16 protein-coding genes and 3 pseudogenes are annotated in these 16,100 nt (G+C 46.9%); 5 read left to right on the top strand and 14 right to left on the bottom strand.

Annotated features, from left to right (window positions below; all coding sequences use genetic code 11):
* The 8 genes from D3222_RS19500 to pilL2 all read right to left on the bottom strand — a co-directional run.
* Window positions 1-362 (bottom strand): type 4 pilus major pilin (locus D3222_RS19500; RefSeq protein WP_304598677.1); only part of this gene is annotated, 362 nt, incomplete at its 3' end.
* Between the two features lie 69 nt (window positions 363-431).
* Window positions 432-1,517 (bottom strand): type II secretion system F family protein, encoded by a 1,086-nt coding sequence (locus D3222_RS19495; protein WP_118987616.1) that lies wholly within the window; start codon window positions 1,515-1,517, stop codon window positions 432-434.
* Window positions 1,510-3,063 (bottom strand): GspE/PulE family protein, encoded by a 1,554-nt coding sequence (locus tag D3222_RS19490; protein WP_118987615.1) that lies wholly within the window; start codon window positions 3,061-3,063, stop codon window positions 1,510-1,512. The genes D3222_RS19495 and D3222_RS19490 overlap by 8 nt, the downstream gene beginning before the upstream one ends.
* 13 nt (window positions 3,064-3,076) lie before the next feature.
* Window positions 3,077-3,577, bottom strand: a complete 501-nt coding sequence (gene pilP / locus D3222_RS19485) for a type IV pilus biogenesis protein PilP (protein ID WP_118987614.1) — start codon at window positions 3,575-3,577, stop codon at window positions 3,077-3,079.
* Window positions 3,564-4,865 carry a type 4b pilus protein PilO2 gene (pilO2, locus tag D3222_RS19480; RefSeq protein ID WP_157975373.1) on the bottom strand — a complete coding sequence of 434 codons (1,302 nt, stop codon included), beginning with the start codon at window positions 4,863-4,865 and terminating at the stop codon, window positions 3,564-3,566. Before pilO2 ends, pilP begins: the two co-directional genes overlap by 14 nt.
* 23 nt (window positions 4,866-4,888) lie before the next feature.
* Entirely contained in the window at window positions 4,889-6,589 is a 1,701-nt protein-coding gene (gene pilN / locus D3222_RS19475; RefSeq protein ID WP_118987612.1) for a PilN family type IVB pilus formation outer membrane protein, read from the bottom strand.
* Between the two features lie 18 nt (window positions 6,590-6,607).
* Window positions 6,608-7,042, bottom strand: coding sequence for a type IV pilus biogenesis protein PilM (gene pilM / locus D3222_RS19470; protein ID WP_118987611.1), 435 nt, complete (start codon window positions 7,040-7,042; stop codon window positions 6,608-6,610).
* A gap of 6 nt (window positions 7,043-7,048) precedes the next feature.
* A complete protein-coding gene (gene pilL2 / locus D3222_RS19465; protein ID WP_118987620.1) occupies window positions 7,049-8,068 on the bottom strand; it encodes a PFGI-1 class ICE element type IV pilus protein PilL2 in 1,020 nt (339 codons plus the stop codon).
* Between the two features lie 892 nt (window positions 8,069-8,960).
* Here pilL2 and D3222_RS19460 point away from each other — a divergent pair.
* From D3222_RS19460 to D3222_RS26840, 4 genes and pseudogenes are all read left to right on the top strand, one after another.
* Complete coding sequence (locus tag D3222_RS19460) at window positions 8,961-9,854, top strand: type IV toxin-antitoxin system AbiEi family antitoxin domain-containing protein (protein WP_118987610.1); 894 nt, start codon at window positions 8,961-8,963, stop codon at window positions 9,852-9,854.
* Window positions 9,855-9,866: 12 nt separating this feature from the next.
* Window positions 9,867-10,754, top strand: coding sequence for a nucleotidyl transferase AbiEii/AbiGii toxin family protein (locus tag D3222_RS19455; RefSeq protein WP_118987609.1), 888 nt, complete (start codon window positions 9,867-9,869; stop codon window positions 10,752-10,754).
* A complete protein-coding gene (locus D3222_RS19450) occupies window positions 10,741-11,409 on the top strand; it encodes a PP2C family protein-serine/threonine phosphatase (protein WP_118987608.1) in 669 nt (222 codons plus the stop codon). Before D3222_RS19455 ends, D3222_RS19450 begins: the two co-directional genes overlap by 14 nt.
* Before the next feature lie 17 nt (window positions 11,410-11,426).
* Window positions 11,427-11,605: pseudogene (locus D3222_RS26840) on the top strand (integrase core domain-containing protein); the annotation flags it as partial.
* A gap of 527 nt (window positions 11,606-12,132) precedes the next feature.
* Here D3222_RS26840 and ssb read toward each other — a convergent pair.
* From ssb to D3222_RS19430, 3 genes and pseudogenes are all read right to left on the bottom strand, one after another.
* Window positions 12,133-12,597, bottom strand: a complete 465-nt coding sequence (gene ssb, locus D3222_RS19440; protein ID WP_118987607.1) for a single-stranded DNA-binding protein — start codon at window positions 12,595-12,597, stop codon at window positions 12,133-12,135.
* Between the two features lie 73 nt (window positions 12,598-12,670).
* Entirely contained in the window at window positions 12,671-13,132 is a 462-nt protein-coding gene (locus tag D3222_RS19435) for an STY4534 family ICE replication protein (RefSeq protein ID WP_049584440.1), read from the bottom strand.
* Window positions 13,133-13,591: 459 nt separating this feature from the next.
* Window positions 13,592-14,821: pseudogene (locus tag D3222_RS19430) on the bottom strand (DNA topoisomerase); the annotation flags it as partial.
* On the opposite strand from D3222_RS19430, the pseudogene D3222_RS25155 reads away from it, so the two are divergent.
* A pseudogene (locus D3222_RS25155) lies at window positions 14,799-14,915 on the top strand (transposase); the annotation flags it as partial. The pseudogenes D3222_RS19430 and D3222_RS25155 overlap by 23 nt on opposite strands.
* Window positions 14,916-14,993: 78 nt before the next feature.
* Here D3222_RS25155 and D3222_RS19425 read toward each other — a convergent pair.
* The 3 genes from D3222_RS19425 to D3222_RS26830 all read right to left on the bottom strand — a co-directional run bounded on the left by D3222_RS19425 (window position 14,994) and on the right by D3222_RS26830 (window position 15,939).
* Entirely contained in the window at window positions 14,994-15,335 is a 342-nt protein-coding gene (locus D3222_RS19425) for a bleomycin resistance protein (protein ID WP_021323994.1), read from the bottom strand.
* Between the two features lie 407 nt (window positions 15,336-15,742).
* Complete coding sequence (locus tag D3222_RS26835) at window positions 15,743-15,865, bottom strand: ATP-binding protein (RefSeq protein WP_369973529.1); 123 nt, start codon at window positions 15,863-15,865, stop codon at window positions 15,743-15,745.
* Window positions 15,865-15,939 (bottom strand): hypothetical protein, encoded by a 75-nt coding sequence (locus D3222_RS26830; RefSeq protein ID WP_369973530.1) that lies wholly within the window; start codon window positions 15,937-15,939, stop codon window positions 15,865-15,867. Before D3222_RS26830 ends, D3222_RS26835 begins: the two co-directional genes overlap by 1 nt.
* Between the last annotated feature and the right edge of the window lie 161 nt (window positions 15,940-16,100).

Here is a 16,100-nt window from a genome sequence, read left to right as displayed (position 1 = left end):
ACCTTAACCTGACCACCCCAGGTATTCCACAACGTGGCATTACCGACAGTCGTATCGCCGCGAACCGTCATACTCTTCGGTACGCCCCCCAACTGAATCAGGATACCTGTCATCTTGTCTGCATTACTAAACTCATAGCCACCACTGCCTTTCATTAACCCCTGAGTACTGGAGATGATAGTTTGCAGATTCGTTGTTTCCACAACCGCATCCTTGCGGTCATACAACATATAAATTCCCCCTAAAACTACAGTAATCACGGCAATCACAACCAGAGCGACCGCACCATTTTCCAAAATAGCCCAACCTCGTTCAGGGGGACAGGCCATTCTGTCTTGTTTTTGTATCATCATGTACTGCATTGATTTATTCCTTATATAAAGGGTTCTTTATGGAGAAAATCGTTAAAATGGAGGCTCAATTTAAGGGTACTACTGCATGATGTTAGCCATGTTCTGTATTTCCATGACGGCCAGCAGGATCAACATAAATGCCCCGACAACCAGCAACAGTGAACTCAACATGACCAAATTGGCCCGCCTGTTCACCCGAGCGATTGTTTGGTCCAGCCACCGCTCACCATAGCGCCCAATAATGTCCGGAGTGCCATCACCTTCCGTCAGCAATGACAGAAAATTAACCGCTTCCTTTGACGGAAAACCATAGCCGCAGTGATGCAATGCCCGGCCAAAGTGATCCCCTTCACGGACACAATCAGCAATAGACTCCAGACGAATCTGTAACCAAGGAGATGCAAAGCGTTGCAGGATAATTAAAGCATCCAGCGTCTGAACATGGGCACGTAAAAGGGAAGCCATATTCAGTAAAAAAATAGCCCCCTGAATATCGCTATAGACCGACCAAGGGATAAGATGATCTGCTATGCGACGCAGACGGTTGACCCACCGCGGCAACGAATACACCACGCCCACAATAAAAAAGAGCAGTAAGACACCACATAACAGAAAAGCCTGCTCAAAGAATGTCGCCATCCGGTTCAGCCATGCCAGCACACCCTGCCAGTTTTCCGGATCTGAAATACTTCTTAGCGTTGGTACCAATTCTGTTGCTGTGATCACCAGTAATCCCGTCATCAGTAGCATCAACAACAAGGGATAAATCATCATTCTGAGCGACACTATCAGAATACGCTGACGGCAACCTATCAGTGTCATGGCCTGACTCAGCGCTTCAGGCAAATGACCGCTGCGCATACCGGCACTAATTAACGCCGCCTCTTCTACCGGTCCCCAAGCAGCCAGCACATGTTCCAAGGTATTAGTTTGACTATTATCAGTGAGCGCCGAGACGCAATCGTCAATGAGTTCAGCAAACGGATGCCAATGGGTATCGAAATGGGTATACACATCACGTATCTGCCGCAACGCTTTCAATAACGGTATCTTGTTTTCCAGTAGAAAACGCAACGCCTCATAGAAAATGATGCGATAACTCGGTAAGAAAGTGTGGCGAACTAACACATAGCGCAGACGGCTGACCCATGACATTTCACGCATCACACTGCTCCATCAGCAAATAATCATCCTCATCCAGCGGACAAACTAAGTCTGCCTCCAATGGGTCAATCAGCCCTGCATTCAGCTTATTCAGTAAATGCTGACGACGAGTAATCCCGCCCAAATTCGATACCCAGTGTTGCCTCGCAGCCTCTTTTCCCCCAGTCATCAACAAGGTAAAGAATCGGGCATCTGGTCTAATGACCTCTGCCACCACACTACGACCAGTAACCCCTCGACTAACAACCCGTCCGCTCAAGGTAATAGTCTGGCAACAATGTTCACATCCTTCAGGATGACGAAAATATAAATTCTCCACACCACACACACCGGAAGCATGGCAATAACGCATAAGATAAGCCCGCTGTTCCTCATCCAGTACAGCCTGTTTCTGCATCCAAGGTACCCGACAGTGCGGACATAATGTCGGTACCAAACGCTGACTAATCAACGCAATCAACAGTTGTGCATCTGCAATCAGCCCTGCATTCACCCCCATCGTTATCATGCGCTCAGGAATACCGACTGCACTATTGGTATGCAGAGTCGTCATGACACTATGTCCAGTTTGCGCAGCATAAATGGCCGTTAACATAGAGGTCAGGTCACGCATTTCGCCTGGCATAACAGCATCGGGATCCAGACGCAACGCAGAGGTGAGCGCTCGGTGCCAGGCAAGCCTGACCGCTTCTTCATCACTTTTGTCACACACAATTGGAGTCTGAATGGCACCCGCAATCCGCCCCTCAGGTGGATCTTCAACAGTCAATAACCGCTTTTTGCCCCCTGTCCTGTCAAGATACTGGCGACAAAAAGTGCGTAATGTCGTGGACTTCCCGGAGCCGGTTGGCCCCGATAGCACAATCAGTCCCTCCGGCAGTCGCAAAATACGGGAAACCAGTTTGATTTGCTGAGGCAAAAAACCTAATTGTGTCAGTGTAGGCACTTTGTCACCATCATCAGCAATCACACGCATCACAACATACAACCCATCTGCTGTTGGCGTATGGCTGTATCGGGCACCATACAAATGTACCCGACGCAGAAAATCCGCTTTAATCCTTCCGTCCTGCTGACGACCTGGAAAAAATTGCGTTTCAGTGACATCACACATCGACAGGACGATCGTAGATGCCAGTGCCATTCCCTCCTCTTCCGACAGTTCATTGACGACTTCCAGCTCACCGTGAATACGCATTTCAATTCGGGTCAGCTCCGGACTGATAGTCAGATGAATATCTGACGCATTCAGCTTTTTTGCCAGTTCAAAACAGGTCAGTACCTGCTTCTGGCGTTCACTCACATCAGTTAAGTCCGACAGACAAACGCCCTGTTCATTCGTCCGCTGATSCTGTTTCTGGCGGTTTGCCTGCAATTCTGACAAATTGACAAAGCGAATTTCTGCCTCTGGTGTGGCTTCAAGTAATTGCATGACCCGAGTCTGGACCTGCGGATCACCCCGACGATTGTTGTCAATTAATACCGTARCCTGTTGTTCTTCACATAACAGCAACACGGCATYATTAATCTGGAGACTTTCTTTCATTCCCTTTCTTCTCTCAGAACGTGAGTACCGAATCATCACTTAGCGTGACCGCAGAAAGCGTGATCACCTTAACTTTGAACTGAGTGCCAGGCACTGCGTCACCGACAGCTAATTCCATCACACCGTRGCCCGGCAGACTTACGCTAGCCCGCAATGCATTTCCCCGACCATAAATCTCCTGAACCACCGGACGGGTCAGAACYGGACGARTCACAGGGTGTCCCGCMGTTATCACAGGCGACACGGTCACCGGCAGATCAATATCATTACTGCCCGTCAACCCCAAATGCTGACTTTCTGCCAGTTGGCGTTGTAACTTTGCCCGCTGCAATTCAGCTTCCAGCAGCAGATTTTTCGCTTGTARATGYTCTAACTGTCCCACAGTCACACCCGCAGATGCCGCTGTAATACCCATTGCCGAAAGCGCGCTATCCTCTGTTGACCGAACGGGTGGACTGATAAAAATTAGCCCACTTAACAAACTGATACACAAGGCAATATTATTTCCGGGCATAAATGTATCCCTCTGCCTGATAGGTTAACTGTCCCTGTGAGGTCAGGGTAAACGTGACGCTGTTCAGTCGCAGCCCTGTCTCATCCAGTTCAGCAAATAGCCATGCCGGCATCACCCGRCTACTGAAGCTGAAGAGGTATTCTCGCCAATCCTGGGCAGGGATAGATTGCCCGTCTCCCGGTAATGCCGATRCTGGAGTGAGTTCATTTAACGTCAGGGGGATCTGCCATTGCTGGAAATTCGAAACYATYTTCATCAACTGTACTGAAACCGCAGGCACCGCTTCATCGCGAACCGGCAAAGGTTTCCACGGCAGGAATACCCGGCCTTCTTTTGCWCCYTGAACCAGATCAAAAACCGGYGACTGATTAAATACAGTCTGTACACGCTGAACAAAATGAGCCGCTGTACCGCCAGGCATAATCTCATAGTGAAGACGGACGCCATCTTTTCGGCATGAACCTGCCGTCAAGCGCCAACCCGCTAATAACACTGGAATYGTCCGACTGATCATGACACAACGTGCCAAAAATGCGGGCAGCAACGGCTTATCGGCCCACGGATGAGGTAAATCAACAGGTTTTGGCGTTTCTTCAAACAATTGTGATGCCCTGACCTGCACAATTTCAGTCATCGGTAATATCTCATCGGGAGATTTTCCTAACGGTAATAACACCCCTACGACTATCAACAGAGAGATGAATACGGCCATCAACAATAATGGTGACCTCCACCGCCGTTGCAGGCGACACATCCGAGACTGATGAGCAGACAAAGCAGAAGTTATTGAGCGCCAGTGCGCCGGATTATCAGGGTCAGATACTACCCGCCAGCTTTTATTAGGAGCCGGGTTAAAAGTTAAAAAACGGGACAGTGCTGCATTGACACTCTCGCGGGTTCCGACAATATCKGCCATTACGGACGGCAAACCATTCTGCGTCGCCAAAAATAACCGTTGCCCCTCGCCCAAATCGTAAATCCCGTACCCGTTTGGGCCGGAATGCGATAAAAAGGCTATGGCTAAAGAATACKGTGTATGACGGCAATACAATTTCCTGATCATTCCCGTTCCCATCATACGTGTAGTCTGCTGACGTCTCCCCGCTCGATTTCCCACGACCARATGTACATCAGTGTATTGAGGACGAACACGTTKCCCTCTACGGTGTCCCCGTTTCACCTTCATGTACGGCGACCAACGCAGACCACTGATCCAACAATGGCGTCCGGCCTGTACAACCGTGACTTCGGGTGTATCACCGGATATTTCTAAATCGATGCTTTTCATTGATTCATGCATCCTTTCATTCCTCAATCCAGTAATACGGGGGTGATCAAAATMACCAACGTGCTGCGCTTATTCTCTCCGGACTGTCCTCCCCCAAGCAGGAAATTACCCGGTGTAAAGGTGCCCGYCTTAGTGGCCCGTGTATCAGCCTGTTCAAATCCGGTGAGTACCAGAGCCTGTCCAGCCYGTAGATTCACTTTCTGGCTCAGTGAACGTAGCCGGGTATACGGCATTTCGATATAAGAATTGCCTTCTTTAGATGTGAATGAACGGATAGTCGGCGGATCAGACAGGTTAAAAGCCACTTGTAACTGAACATCACCATTACGCTGTATCAACGGCAATAAGGTCATATTAAACCCGGTAGTAATCATCCCGGGTGTCAGAGCTGTGGTCGCGCCCACATCTGCGGCAGTCGTTGTACTGCTTTGAGCCACATACACCGTTTGATCAGCCATCTGTATCGGAATCGGRGTCAAATTAGTGGTCGCACTTCCTTGAGAGGTCACCACACTGACGTTCCCCTGCTCGCTCAACGCCTTTATCAGCAGGCTGGAACCCGAGAGTTTTGCCGCCTTCCCTGTTGCACTTTCCAAAATACTGACCCCCGCAGAGGTTGCCCCACTGCCCATACCACCAAAACTGCCAGACAGCGTAGCCCCCAGACTATGCAATGAGTTATAAACCCATCCCCAGTCCAGCCCCATTTGCTCTTTACGGGTAGTGCTGACACTCAGCACCTGAACATTCAACAAAACCTGACGGTTGAGAACAGTATTTTGCTCTTCCACATAACGGGATACCGAATCGAGCACCGCCGGTGTGTCTGTTACCATCAGCGTTCCACTGGAGCTTGACAACCAAAAACGACCACGCTCAGGCGTCAGCATATTCTCTACCGTCTTACGGATGTCTTCATATAAATCACTGTTCAGATCAACCGTCGTTTTCTGTGAAGAACTGGCATCCCCAGAAACAGAGTTGTTGGCATTACCACTGCCCCCTGATGTCCCCATACTGCTGGTTGAACCTGAGGCAACACTGGCATTACTACTGGTACGGGTGTTGAGAACATTCAACTGAAATGTCCGGGTTTCAAACCGATAAAACACGACTGCCCTGTTATCTATCTTCCATGCAATCCCTAACCGGCTGGCAATATTGTCTAAAAGCCCCGTTAGCTCCCCTTGCCAATTGAGACCCGTGAGTACTTCTGGCTCTCGACGCTCATCAGCATCAATTGAGTGTATATCGCGATCATCCAGCCAATCCAATGGCATACGTCCCTTATCATCAGGTGCCGGTAATGCCCCATGCATCTGGCGTGTCAACCCACCCGCAGTCGTTGATACGCGTGATAAAGCATCGGGTGTTACTGTGACCCGAATACCACAAAGTTGGGTAATGCGTTGTCCCAGTTCCGGTAATGTCAGCCTGGCCTTACTGTTAATCGTTATCTGACAGGTCGGCAACTTTACCGATGCGACAGGCTGAACTACCGGTTTCAAATTCACCCAGGGTTTATCTACCCAGGTTACTACTGGCTGTTTCAGGCTATGCTGTTGATGCAAATGCTGTTGTGCTACCCGACTTTGCATACTAGCCTCACGCGCCATATTATCCACTGCCCGCAAGGTGCAACCGGACATCAGCGCCATTCCTGTTACCGCCGCCAGTGGAACAAGGCAAGTACAAAGCCTGAGTGAATACAGTTTATTTTTCATCAAATCCTGTCCGCTTTTTCAGTTGAAATACACCACATCACCATCGCTAATCCCGTCAGGAAGAGTGAGTCCTGTCTCTTGACCAGATAAGCCATACAACCGTCCCTGCCGGACTTCACCAATCAACATTGACCCCTTAGTGCGTTCGCGCAGAGCGGTTACAAGACCGGGTATTTCCGGCATCCACACCCAGAGCCGATCTTGGCTGATAACATGCCGGATACGGGCATCAGGCTGAAAAGGCAGAATGAGCTTACGCAGATCCACCGAGCCATTTTTAGATGAACCGCCACGCCAGTGATTAATGGCACTGGCTAACAGCAACATTTGGTCTGCCAGTATTCGAGCCCTTGCGTTGTCACCATCGACGTGCAGTTGTTCTGCCTGTCGCAGCTGTATACCACCTGCAATCAACAGAAAAACCAGAGCAAACGCACTAATGACGTACCCCATCGAGGCTTACCGTGCCACTGGTTTATCACTGACTGAAATCAGGCACTGAAAGCGGCTGACTTCAGCAAACAACGGCTTCTCAGCCTGTCGGTAAAGATCAAACACTTGTACCAACAAGGACTCAAAGTTGCCTTTGAACGTCAGCGGTGCATCAATGCGGTAATCCGTCGGTGACGACCACACCACTACCCAATGTCCCCCTGTCGGACAATCAGTCTCGTTGGCCCACCGTTCCAAAGTTCCACGCAAAGTGGTCCCTGTTTCCGCACGCCAAATGTTTCCTACCGATACCGTTGTCACTGGTGTACTACCACTGAGTAGGGATTTAACAGGCTGAGTGGGTAGTACAGAAGAAATGGCAGTAGGTTTTCCTCCTGTCACAGGAATTTTAGGGGTATCTGTTTTTGGTCTTCCAGTTATCGCTGGCTTCTCCGGTAACGGAGTGGCTAATGTGCTGTTGGGCAATGTAGGTGCCGGCACCCGCATTTTTGGCGGTGTCACCCGGCCTACAGTTGTCTCGGAAAATTGACGATATTCATCACGTAAAACAAAACACACTTCACGGTTCACCTCATCTACCCGGATACGCCATGCAGACCCGGCAACAATCTGTAACGCTTCACTGAGCCGTATCGGCCCAATTTTGCGTTGAATAGCAGGTAATGGCCGGCCTATCAATTTAACGAAATGGGGTGCGGTGGTATCACACAGCGAATAACCGGTTCCAAATAGCAGATAGCGCAATCCATCACCGATACGTTGTACCAACGGTACTGGCATGGTGATATTGATGATCTGATTTAGCGGTTCACGTTGGGCAGCCTGGCTGCCTACACTCACTAAGGTATAGCGATCATAGCGTGTGACTTCAGGTGTCAGAGGATAGATATCGGATACGGCAGGACGTGCCTGATGAGAATGGTGAAAACTTACACCTGACGCGGTAGTCTCCTGAGCTTGTCCGGTACACCCAGCCAGCACCATGACGGGCAACCAACTAAGTGAGAAAAAAGCAGGATTTTTCATAAGCATTCCCATGCAGGTGATCCTAAATGCGACTTACTGTGCGGGGATCCGGGATTGCGCTCAATGCAGAACTCTTTTTGCAAAATCAAAAAAAACGCACCAATCGAAGTCAGTGCACCGAATCAAACAATTCCTATCTCAGTTTATCTTCAGTCACCATCTACATGTACACCATCGCTACTCTACCAACTAACTGATTGCAGAAGTGGGACTTGCACCTACCAGATATCAAACAGTTTTTCAGTCCATTCAGAACGGCTATGAATACTAATGGATATCTACAATCAAAAAATACTAATACTTTCATTAGGTTAATGAAAGATCTTGAAACGTAAATTATTTTGTCAATTTAAAGTGAATTTTCTAAACAAAACTTACAAGTTCTGGTTGATGGGTTGATGGTCAGTAACCAACAATAGTGAATAAACTGCCCCAACATCATGATAATAGATGACACCATTCCCTGAAAATTATTCTAGTGCGAGCAAATTGGCCCCTTCCCCAAATTTAGTACCAAGCTCAATCAGAGAGCTTCGTCTTTCTGGTAAAGTTGGATAAATTCCACCGGTGTAATGATTTTTTAATGGTCATTTTTTCCTGCCGAAAAAGTAATATCAAAACCATTTCAGCTCTTGGTTGTTGCAAGAGCGCTATAGTAACCACAATAAACCACTTTAGTTGACTGACAAACGCTACAACCCCTAACAGCTATTACAACAACAATGTCCTTAGGACATTGTTGTTGTAATAGTAACATGTTGTCAAGCTGTTTTTTTGTTTCCCTTTAATTCATGCAGTTACAGTCTCATTTCGAAGTCTTAAAACTTGACATTAAACATCTGTCAATGTATAAGTCCTAAGGACTTATACATTGACAGGTATCATATTAAATATGAAGAAAACAACCTCACTGCGAGATGCACTAAGGCTCATAATTCTTAACTATCATCCTAAACCGATAATTGCTCTTCATGAACTCAATATGTATATCTATATGCTCTACCGTGACAGGATGTTTGATGGTATCCGCATTGGCAAAATCCAGGCAACTGAACCGGACAAACGAATCATGGATGATGCTCTGGAAGACATGGTTAATCAGGGAATTCTGTCACCCATTATTCCTAGTTTTATCTGGCAAATCAGTAACAAAAACCAAGCGAGTGCTCAGCAGATTGCCTGCTGTCTCACACCTTACTCCCATCTTGCCTACCTGTCCGCAATGGAATGGCATGGCATCACCGATCGTATTCCACATGTTGTGCACCTGATCCAAGCACCTCTTAATACTGCCCGGAGCCTTTATCAGGAACATTTACTGAAGGATTTCCCCGCTATAAGCAACATGCAACCTCTGATGATCCGCGGGTTCACTCCATACGAAAAAATCGATGGCAAGGAGCTGATTTTCCATACCCATAGAAACTACAGAAAAAARCAGGAACTCCATGACTCCGGTGGGATTCGGGTAAGTAACATAGGTGAAACCTTTCTGGATATGCTCAGGGAGCCGGATCTGTGTGGCGGTTTCTCGCATGTACAGGATGTGTTCCGTGAATATGCTGGTGAATACCTGCCTGTAATCGTCAAAACAGTTGATAAAAATGGAAAAGGTATAGATAAAGCCAGGGTAGGTTACCTTCTGGAAGAAGTCTGTRGACTAACCCACCGCACGATTGAAACATGGAAGAAGACTGTTCAGCGTGGAGGAAGCCGTAAATTAATAGCATCAAACCCTTACAAAAAGACATACTCCGAAGTATGGTGTATATCCATCAACAACTGATAAATACTCTATATGGAATACTCTATAGAAGACTGGATCGCCGATGCGCCACAGGACCGCATCACCTTCCGCCAGGCCGTACATATAGTTCTACAGGCCATTGCCTCCAATGAATACCTGAAACCAAAAATGATAATGAAAGGCGGGATCCTGCTTGGCCTGAGATATCAGAGTTCAAGATTTACTGAAGATATTGATTTCTCAACGAATATGCGACTTGCCGATATARATCAGCAGACTTTCCATGAAGAGCTCGACGATGCCCTAGCCATTTCTTCCGCAGAATTGCCTTATCAAGTGACCTGTGCCGTTCAAAGTCTTTCCATTCAGCCAAGGAATACCGAAGAGGCAACCTTTCCGTCCTTCAGACTGAAAATAGGATATGCCAGGAACAACAATGACGGTGAAATGAGACGTCTGCGACAGGGACAATCTCCCCATACCGTCAAGATTGATTACAGTCTGAATGAACACAGCCTGAATGTTGATCACATCACCCTAACAGATGACAACGATATTCAAGCTTACAGCTTCACGGATCTTGTGGCCGAGAAAATTCGTTCAGTGATACAGCAGATTGTCCGTAACCGTTCACGTCGTCAGGACATCTACGACCTCAATCTGCTTTTAGACAGCATCCAACCTGAAAACAAGGACAAATTGGCTATACTGACCACACTACTGGAAAAATCCACCGGTCGCTTGGAAGACGGAATGGTCAACCCMGAAACCCTGGGCAGAGTGGATATACGTGAACGATCCTCACGGGAATATGAACTCCTGAAARACGAGGTCGAAGGGGAACTTATGGACTTTGATACCGCCTATACACGTATTGTGGATTTCTATAAATCCCTGCCTTGGGACTTAGTAACAGGTTGGCAGAATGTTGCAAAATAGCCTGTATCTGTGTCATCAGGGGCAACGAGACGAGCAGCTGGATAGATTTTTCTTTATCAACACTGGTGTATGTTCGGTCTCCGTGATGGCAGATGGATTCAGCCACTGCCACGCCAGTCCGCATTATGTTGACTGGCTGGGTGAACAACTTTATGCACTGGAAAATACCGGAAGTTGCTGCAACGAGCTGTGCGGAGAAGTCCTCCGGATCCTGAGCTGTAATGACTGTTATCCGGGAAAGGCTAGTATTGCGGTTATCGTGTCTGATCAAGAAAAATACCGCTATGCCACTCTGGGTGATACACGGATTTACTGGCCCTCACACAGCTTCAGAACCACCGACCATTCACTGGCCCAGCGCTGTATTGACCGAGGAAACTGCCCAGCAGAAAAACTTCGTGACCACCCGCTGCGTAACCAGCTCACTCAGTTTGCCGGTGCTGACAGCAAACATACACTCACCTGGTCAGAACGGGAACGCACATATCATGATGCCATCATTATGTGTACTGATGGCTTCTGGTCCCATTTCGATGATAGGTTTATCCACGAAATACAGACCGAAGCCTCTCTCCACAACGCGTTCAGAGGGATGATAAACAAAAAGACAGTACCTGAAGATAATGTCTCCGTAGTCCTGCTCCGAGATCTGTGACACCCGTATCGGTTGTGATAAGGACCGACCAAGGGGCCTGATTTTACCTTACCGTACACCCGAACAATGGGCTTATCAGAACAGTGTTGAACTGAGAATCACTCAGCTGGGTAAGCTCACACAAAACAAATTTATTGAGAGTTTTAATAGCCATTTTCGTGACGAATGTCTTAATTCAATGATATTGAAAGATCTCTGACTCCTCTATCCTGCATCTCTCAGAATTTCAGCGGTTACCTTATATCGTTGATTACGCGATAGGTTAGACCATGACAGGTAGAGGTCTCGTTCGTTCCATTCAGTGCTATATATGCATCCCATCCTTAATACCCCGGATCCCTGCCATGACTTCATTTGGTTGTTAATCCGTCATGATTCGCTGATCTTCGCCCCCGTTCTACAGACTCGACGGAACCACCCTACACCACACTTTCCCAGTATCACTGTGTGGCTGAAATTTACGAAGCTCGTTCAGGTTCACTTGCTGCATACTTGCGTGCTCCCACTGTCTAGGTCTAGGGACACATTTATCCAACGTTGCTCCCGTGCTTCAGTCACCCTCCATACGTACGCCATAGCCACACAATCAAACATACCAATTACTACGGCAGGACTTTCGCCTGCAAGATACTTTTACTTTTTACACAACTATAAAAAACAAAAAAGCCCCGTATAATCGGGGCATTACAGAAAAAAACTTACCTTTTAACTCTTAGGTAAATCCTAAAAAGGGATCAACTCGTCAAAATCGATTGGTGGTTCACTTCCTCGGGGCGGCACTGACGAAGAGGGTTGCGATTGTCCCCGGCCACTTGAACGGGAAGGCTCACTTTGACTACGCCCCCCTAACATCTGCATCGTACCCTGCTGATTGATCACGACCTCCGTGCTATACCGATCTTGCCCACTCGCCTTGTCAAACCATTTACGAGTACGCAACTGACCTTCAATATATACCTGGCTGCCTTTTTTCAAATATTCACCAGCAATTTCGGCCAGTTTGCCGAAAATGACCACCCGATGCCATTCGGTACGTTCTTTCTGCTCACCCGTTTGTCTGTCCCGCCAGGTTTCCGATGTTGCCAGTGACAATACCGCCACTGCATCACCCTCTGACCGATAGCGCACTTCAGGTTCTTGTCCCAAACGCCCAATAAGTATCACTTTATTCACGCCGCGTGAAGCCATGTAACTTCCCTTTCAAAATGTAGATGAAAAAAATTCCCCGAAAAAATGCACTCCGGAGAGACTTCAGGGGCAGTCAAAATGAATTCTCTGCATAATGCTTTTGCGAAGACTTATTCTGTACAGGCGGCACGGATTCAGGTTTTTCAGCTTTATAAACCATCTCCTGCCCGATTTTGATCCAGTCAATTTTAATCAACCGCGCTCTCAAACTGACACGCTGTTCACCGGCATGCTCACCCTTATTCAACGTAAAAATCCCGGTAGATGGCTGACCTAATGTGAAACCCAGTAAGACTTTTTTGTCCTCATCAACCGCTTTATGGCAGCGGCTGATTAAATCACTGTTTTCCTTACCGGCAACCGTGACATCAAAGCGAACATAAGACGGATTTTCTGTTGGCCCACTCAATGCATTGATGACCGCGCTGAAAAAACTGCCATTCTGACCATTCACCTTGCGGACATTACTGAGATACCCTAATCCATTGATATTCAGGTTGAAGAATTTGTTTTCCGTGGCATGAGTTGTCGACATGATGTGTTATCTCCATAGAGTAAAAAAAGAAACGACGGAGAACACATCACCCCCTGACGGGAAATGATATTTCCCGCCGGAAGCCAGAATCAGGCATTGGCTGTCTGGAAGTTAAAATGTACCTTCATCACAGATAACCATTATCTATGATACCCGTTTTCAAAGGATAAACGGGTGTACCACCCAAAGGCGCCACTTTTCAGGTTACTGTGGCATTTAAAACAGGTCACTCGAAAGCGTCAGTCTCAGACCTTTCTGACATTAAGAGCAGTCACCCGAAAGCGTTCCTCTCAGACTACGAGAACATTGGCGGTTGCTAAAAAACAACACATTAACCAGCTTATTCTTAAATCAGATGACCACACCGTCAACAGTGAAAATAATTTTGCAAATATAATAAAAAAACGCGGTCCGAAGACAACACTCACCAAATCTCCAGTCCAAATGCATAAAATAAACTCACCTTGTCATTGCTGGTTTCTTCAACGCATTCTTACGCTTAGTAGTCCTGGCTTTTCTTTTTCCATCGGCAGTACTCACTATCCCGTTACATTCCGGGTATTTTATACACCCCCAGAAAACACCGTTTTTCCCTTGATGTTGATGTGTTACTCCTCCACACACCGGACAAGGCAATGAGGGCGGCAGCGTGATCACGACTTTCTGCGCCTGAACCTGTTCTACCAAGTATTGGGTCCATTGGATCTGACGGTCCATAAAATCCGACAGCGTTGCCTGCCCCTGAGCAATATCATCCAACGCCTGTTCCCATAATGCCGTCAATCCAGGATTGGTCAACGCTGTTGGCAACGCAGCTATCAACTCGCTGGCAATCTGTGTAGCGTGGATATACTTGCCCTTTTTCGTCAGATAACCCCGTTTAAACAACGTATCCAGTACCCCTGCCCGAGTAGCCTCAGTTCCCAACCCCGCATTTTCCTTCAATACCTTTTTAAGTTGTGGGTCACTGACAAAAGCAGCGGCATTTTTCATCGCCGCAATCAATGTGCCCTCCGTGAAGTGAGCGGGAGGCTGAGTTTGCAACATTCGTAAAGTAGCCTCATTAACCTGACATTGGCTGCCTTTAACCATTGACGGCAAACTTTCTCCTAAAGAATCGTCTTTCCCGATGGATACCGCTTCATCTTTACCCGTTGAAAACAAGACCTTCCAGCCAGGAACAATCACTACATTTCCCCGGGTACGAAACAATTGACCACCAATGTCGAAAGTCGCTTCGGTTATATCCACTTCATGCAGAGGAAGGAACTGTACCAAATAATGCTGACGTATCARCTGATACACTTTACGCTCATCATCAGTCATCTTATTCATATCACAGGGCTGTTTTGTCGGAATGATACCGTGGTGCGCCGTAATTTTTTTGTCATTCCAGATACGCGAAATCAACGTCCTGTCCAGACTATCTACCACCACCCGCATAGCAGGATCACTTTTAACCACAGCATCCAATACTTGCGGAATTTCCGCCTGCATGGCCGTAGGCAGATAACCACAATCTGTACGAGGATAGGTCGTAGCTTTATGCGTCTCATACAAATTCTGGGCAATATTCAGTACCTGCTGGGCCCCCATGCCCCATTTCTTCGAGCACAGCTGTTGCAAACTACCAAGATCAAATGCAAGCGGAGCCGCATGCTTTTCCCGTTTAGTATTGATTTCCAATATCGGCCCCATCACGGCCAGTATGTTATCCTCTCAGCTGGGTGATGGAAAGCAATATGCCCGAAGCCGGGATTTTGCCGCCTCAATAGGCCTGGTTCTTCACGTTTGAATGGATTTTTCAAGTTCGATGTCCATATACTTTGAATAAACAGGAGTTGGGGAGAACGTTAAACAGCTAAACTGGCTGCCCAAACTTAAGTAAATTTCCACTTGGATCAATTAGGTGGAACTCCAACATGCCCCATGGAGTTTCCGCAAGCGGAGAGACTTCAGTCTGCGCTTGTAGTTCTTGAAACACACTTTGGATATCTTTCACGAAAATATAGCAAGAAGTGTTCTCTGCAATGTACTTATCGTTACATGCCCAAAAATGGATTTCAGCTTCCCCTCTGCTAATTATCGCATATTCATTAGGAACAAAATTGTCGCAATGGAACCCAAGTTTACTTGTGTAAAAGTCAACCAATTCATCTAGATCCAATGCAGCCAATACAGGGACAGCCTCCCAATCGCTCATACATTTTCCCTTTTATTTATATATAATTTTTAAACGCTCATACAGGATTGTCTGACAAATCACTGTACGTTACTCTCATTAAATAAGTAATATGACTATAAAAATAGCTTCAACAATACCTCCTAAAATCATGAGGAATTAACAATAAATTATTAAATATGATTTACTATGAATATAGCATTTTTACCTAGCATGGATTGCCTATCATGTCATCAACATTTAATCAGTGTAAGAGCGTGAAGGCTCATTTTTCATTCACATTTAAACCGGCCAGTAAAACCTGCACAAGATAGCCTTCATTTATATTGGCTCTGCGCCTGAGGGATCCCCTGCGTATTTCGGTTTGTCCGGCCAGCTGTTTCGGTATCGTCCGGCCATCTGATCTTTTCTTCGTAACCACTCACTTTTTAACTTACTTCCGCAGCTTCAGCCAGACTTTTTTTCCGTTGCGATTCTCCTGTTAATTCCAGCCGATGTGCGTTGTGGATCAATCGGTCTAACAGCGCATCTGCAACTATCGGATTTTCCATCAATCATACCATTCACTGACCGGTAATTGGCTCACAATCACCGTGCTGCGTTGTTCGTATCTGTCCTCAATCACATCCAGCAGATCGCTGATTTGTTTCCCCTTAAATCCCTCTAATACTACAGCCGCAACTACTCTGTAATCATAAGGTTATCCCGGCGACGATAATGACATTGTTGTGCGTAGTATTGGTGTCGTCGTCGTCAATATGACCAATGTAAAATCTGCTCGACGGT

Origin of the sequence: Photorhabdus sp. CRCIA-P01 (assembly GCF_003545805.1) — a bacterium.
GTDB lineage: Bacteria > Pseudomonadota > Gammaproteobacteria > Enterobacterales > Enterobacteriaceae > Photorhabdus > Photorhabdus antumapuensis.
Note: the sequence above shows the minus strand (reverse complement) of the source record. Positions and strands in the feature narration are given on the sequence as shown.

Coding starts and splice junctions, on each gene's coding strand:
- D3222_RS26835 (WP_369973529.1), bottom strand. CDS start 15,865: ATGGAAAATCCGATAGTTGCAGATGCGCTGTTAGACCGATTGATCCAC.
- D3222_RS19495 (WP_118987616.1), bottom strand. CDS start 1,517: ATGCGTGAAATGTCATGGGTCAGCCGTCTGCGCTATGTGTTAGTTCGC.
- pilL2 (WP_118987620.1), bottom strand. CDS start 8,068: ATGAAAAATCCTGCTTTTTTCTCACTTAGTTGGTTGCCCGTCATGGTG.
- D3222_RS19425 (WP_021323994.1), bottom strand. CDS start 15,335: ATGAGCGATTGGGAGGCTGTCCCTGTATTGGCTGCATTGGATCTAGAT.
- D3222_RS19450 (WP_118987608.1), top strand. CDS start 10,741: ATGTTGCAAAATAGCCTGTATCTGTGTCATCAGGGGCAACGAGACGAG.
- pilM (WP_118987611.1), bottom strand. CDS start 7,042: ATGGGGTACGTCATTAGTGCGTTTGCTCTGGTTTTTCTGTTGATTGCA.
- D3222_RS19435 (WP_049584440.1), bottom strand. CDS start 13,132: ATGTCGACAACTCATGCCACGGAAAACAAATTCTTCAACCTGAATATC.
- ssb (WP_118987607.1), bottom strand. CDS start 12,597: ATGGCTTCACGCGGCGTGAATAAAGTGATACTTATTGGGCGTTTGGGA.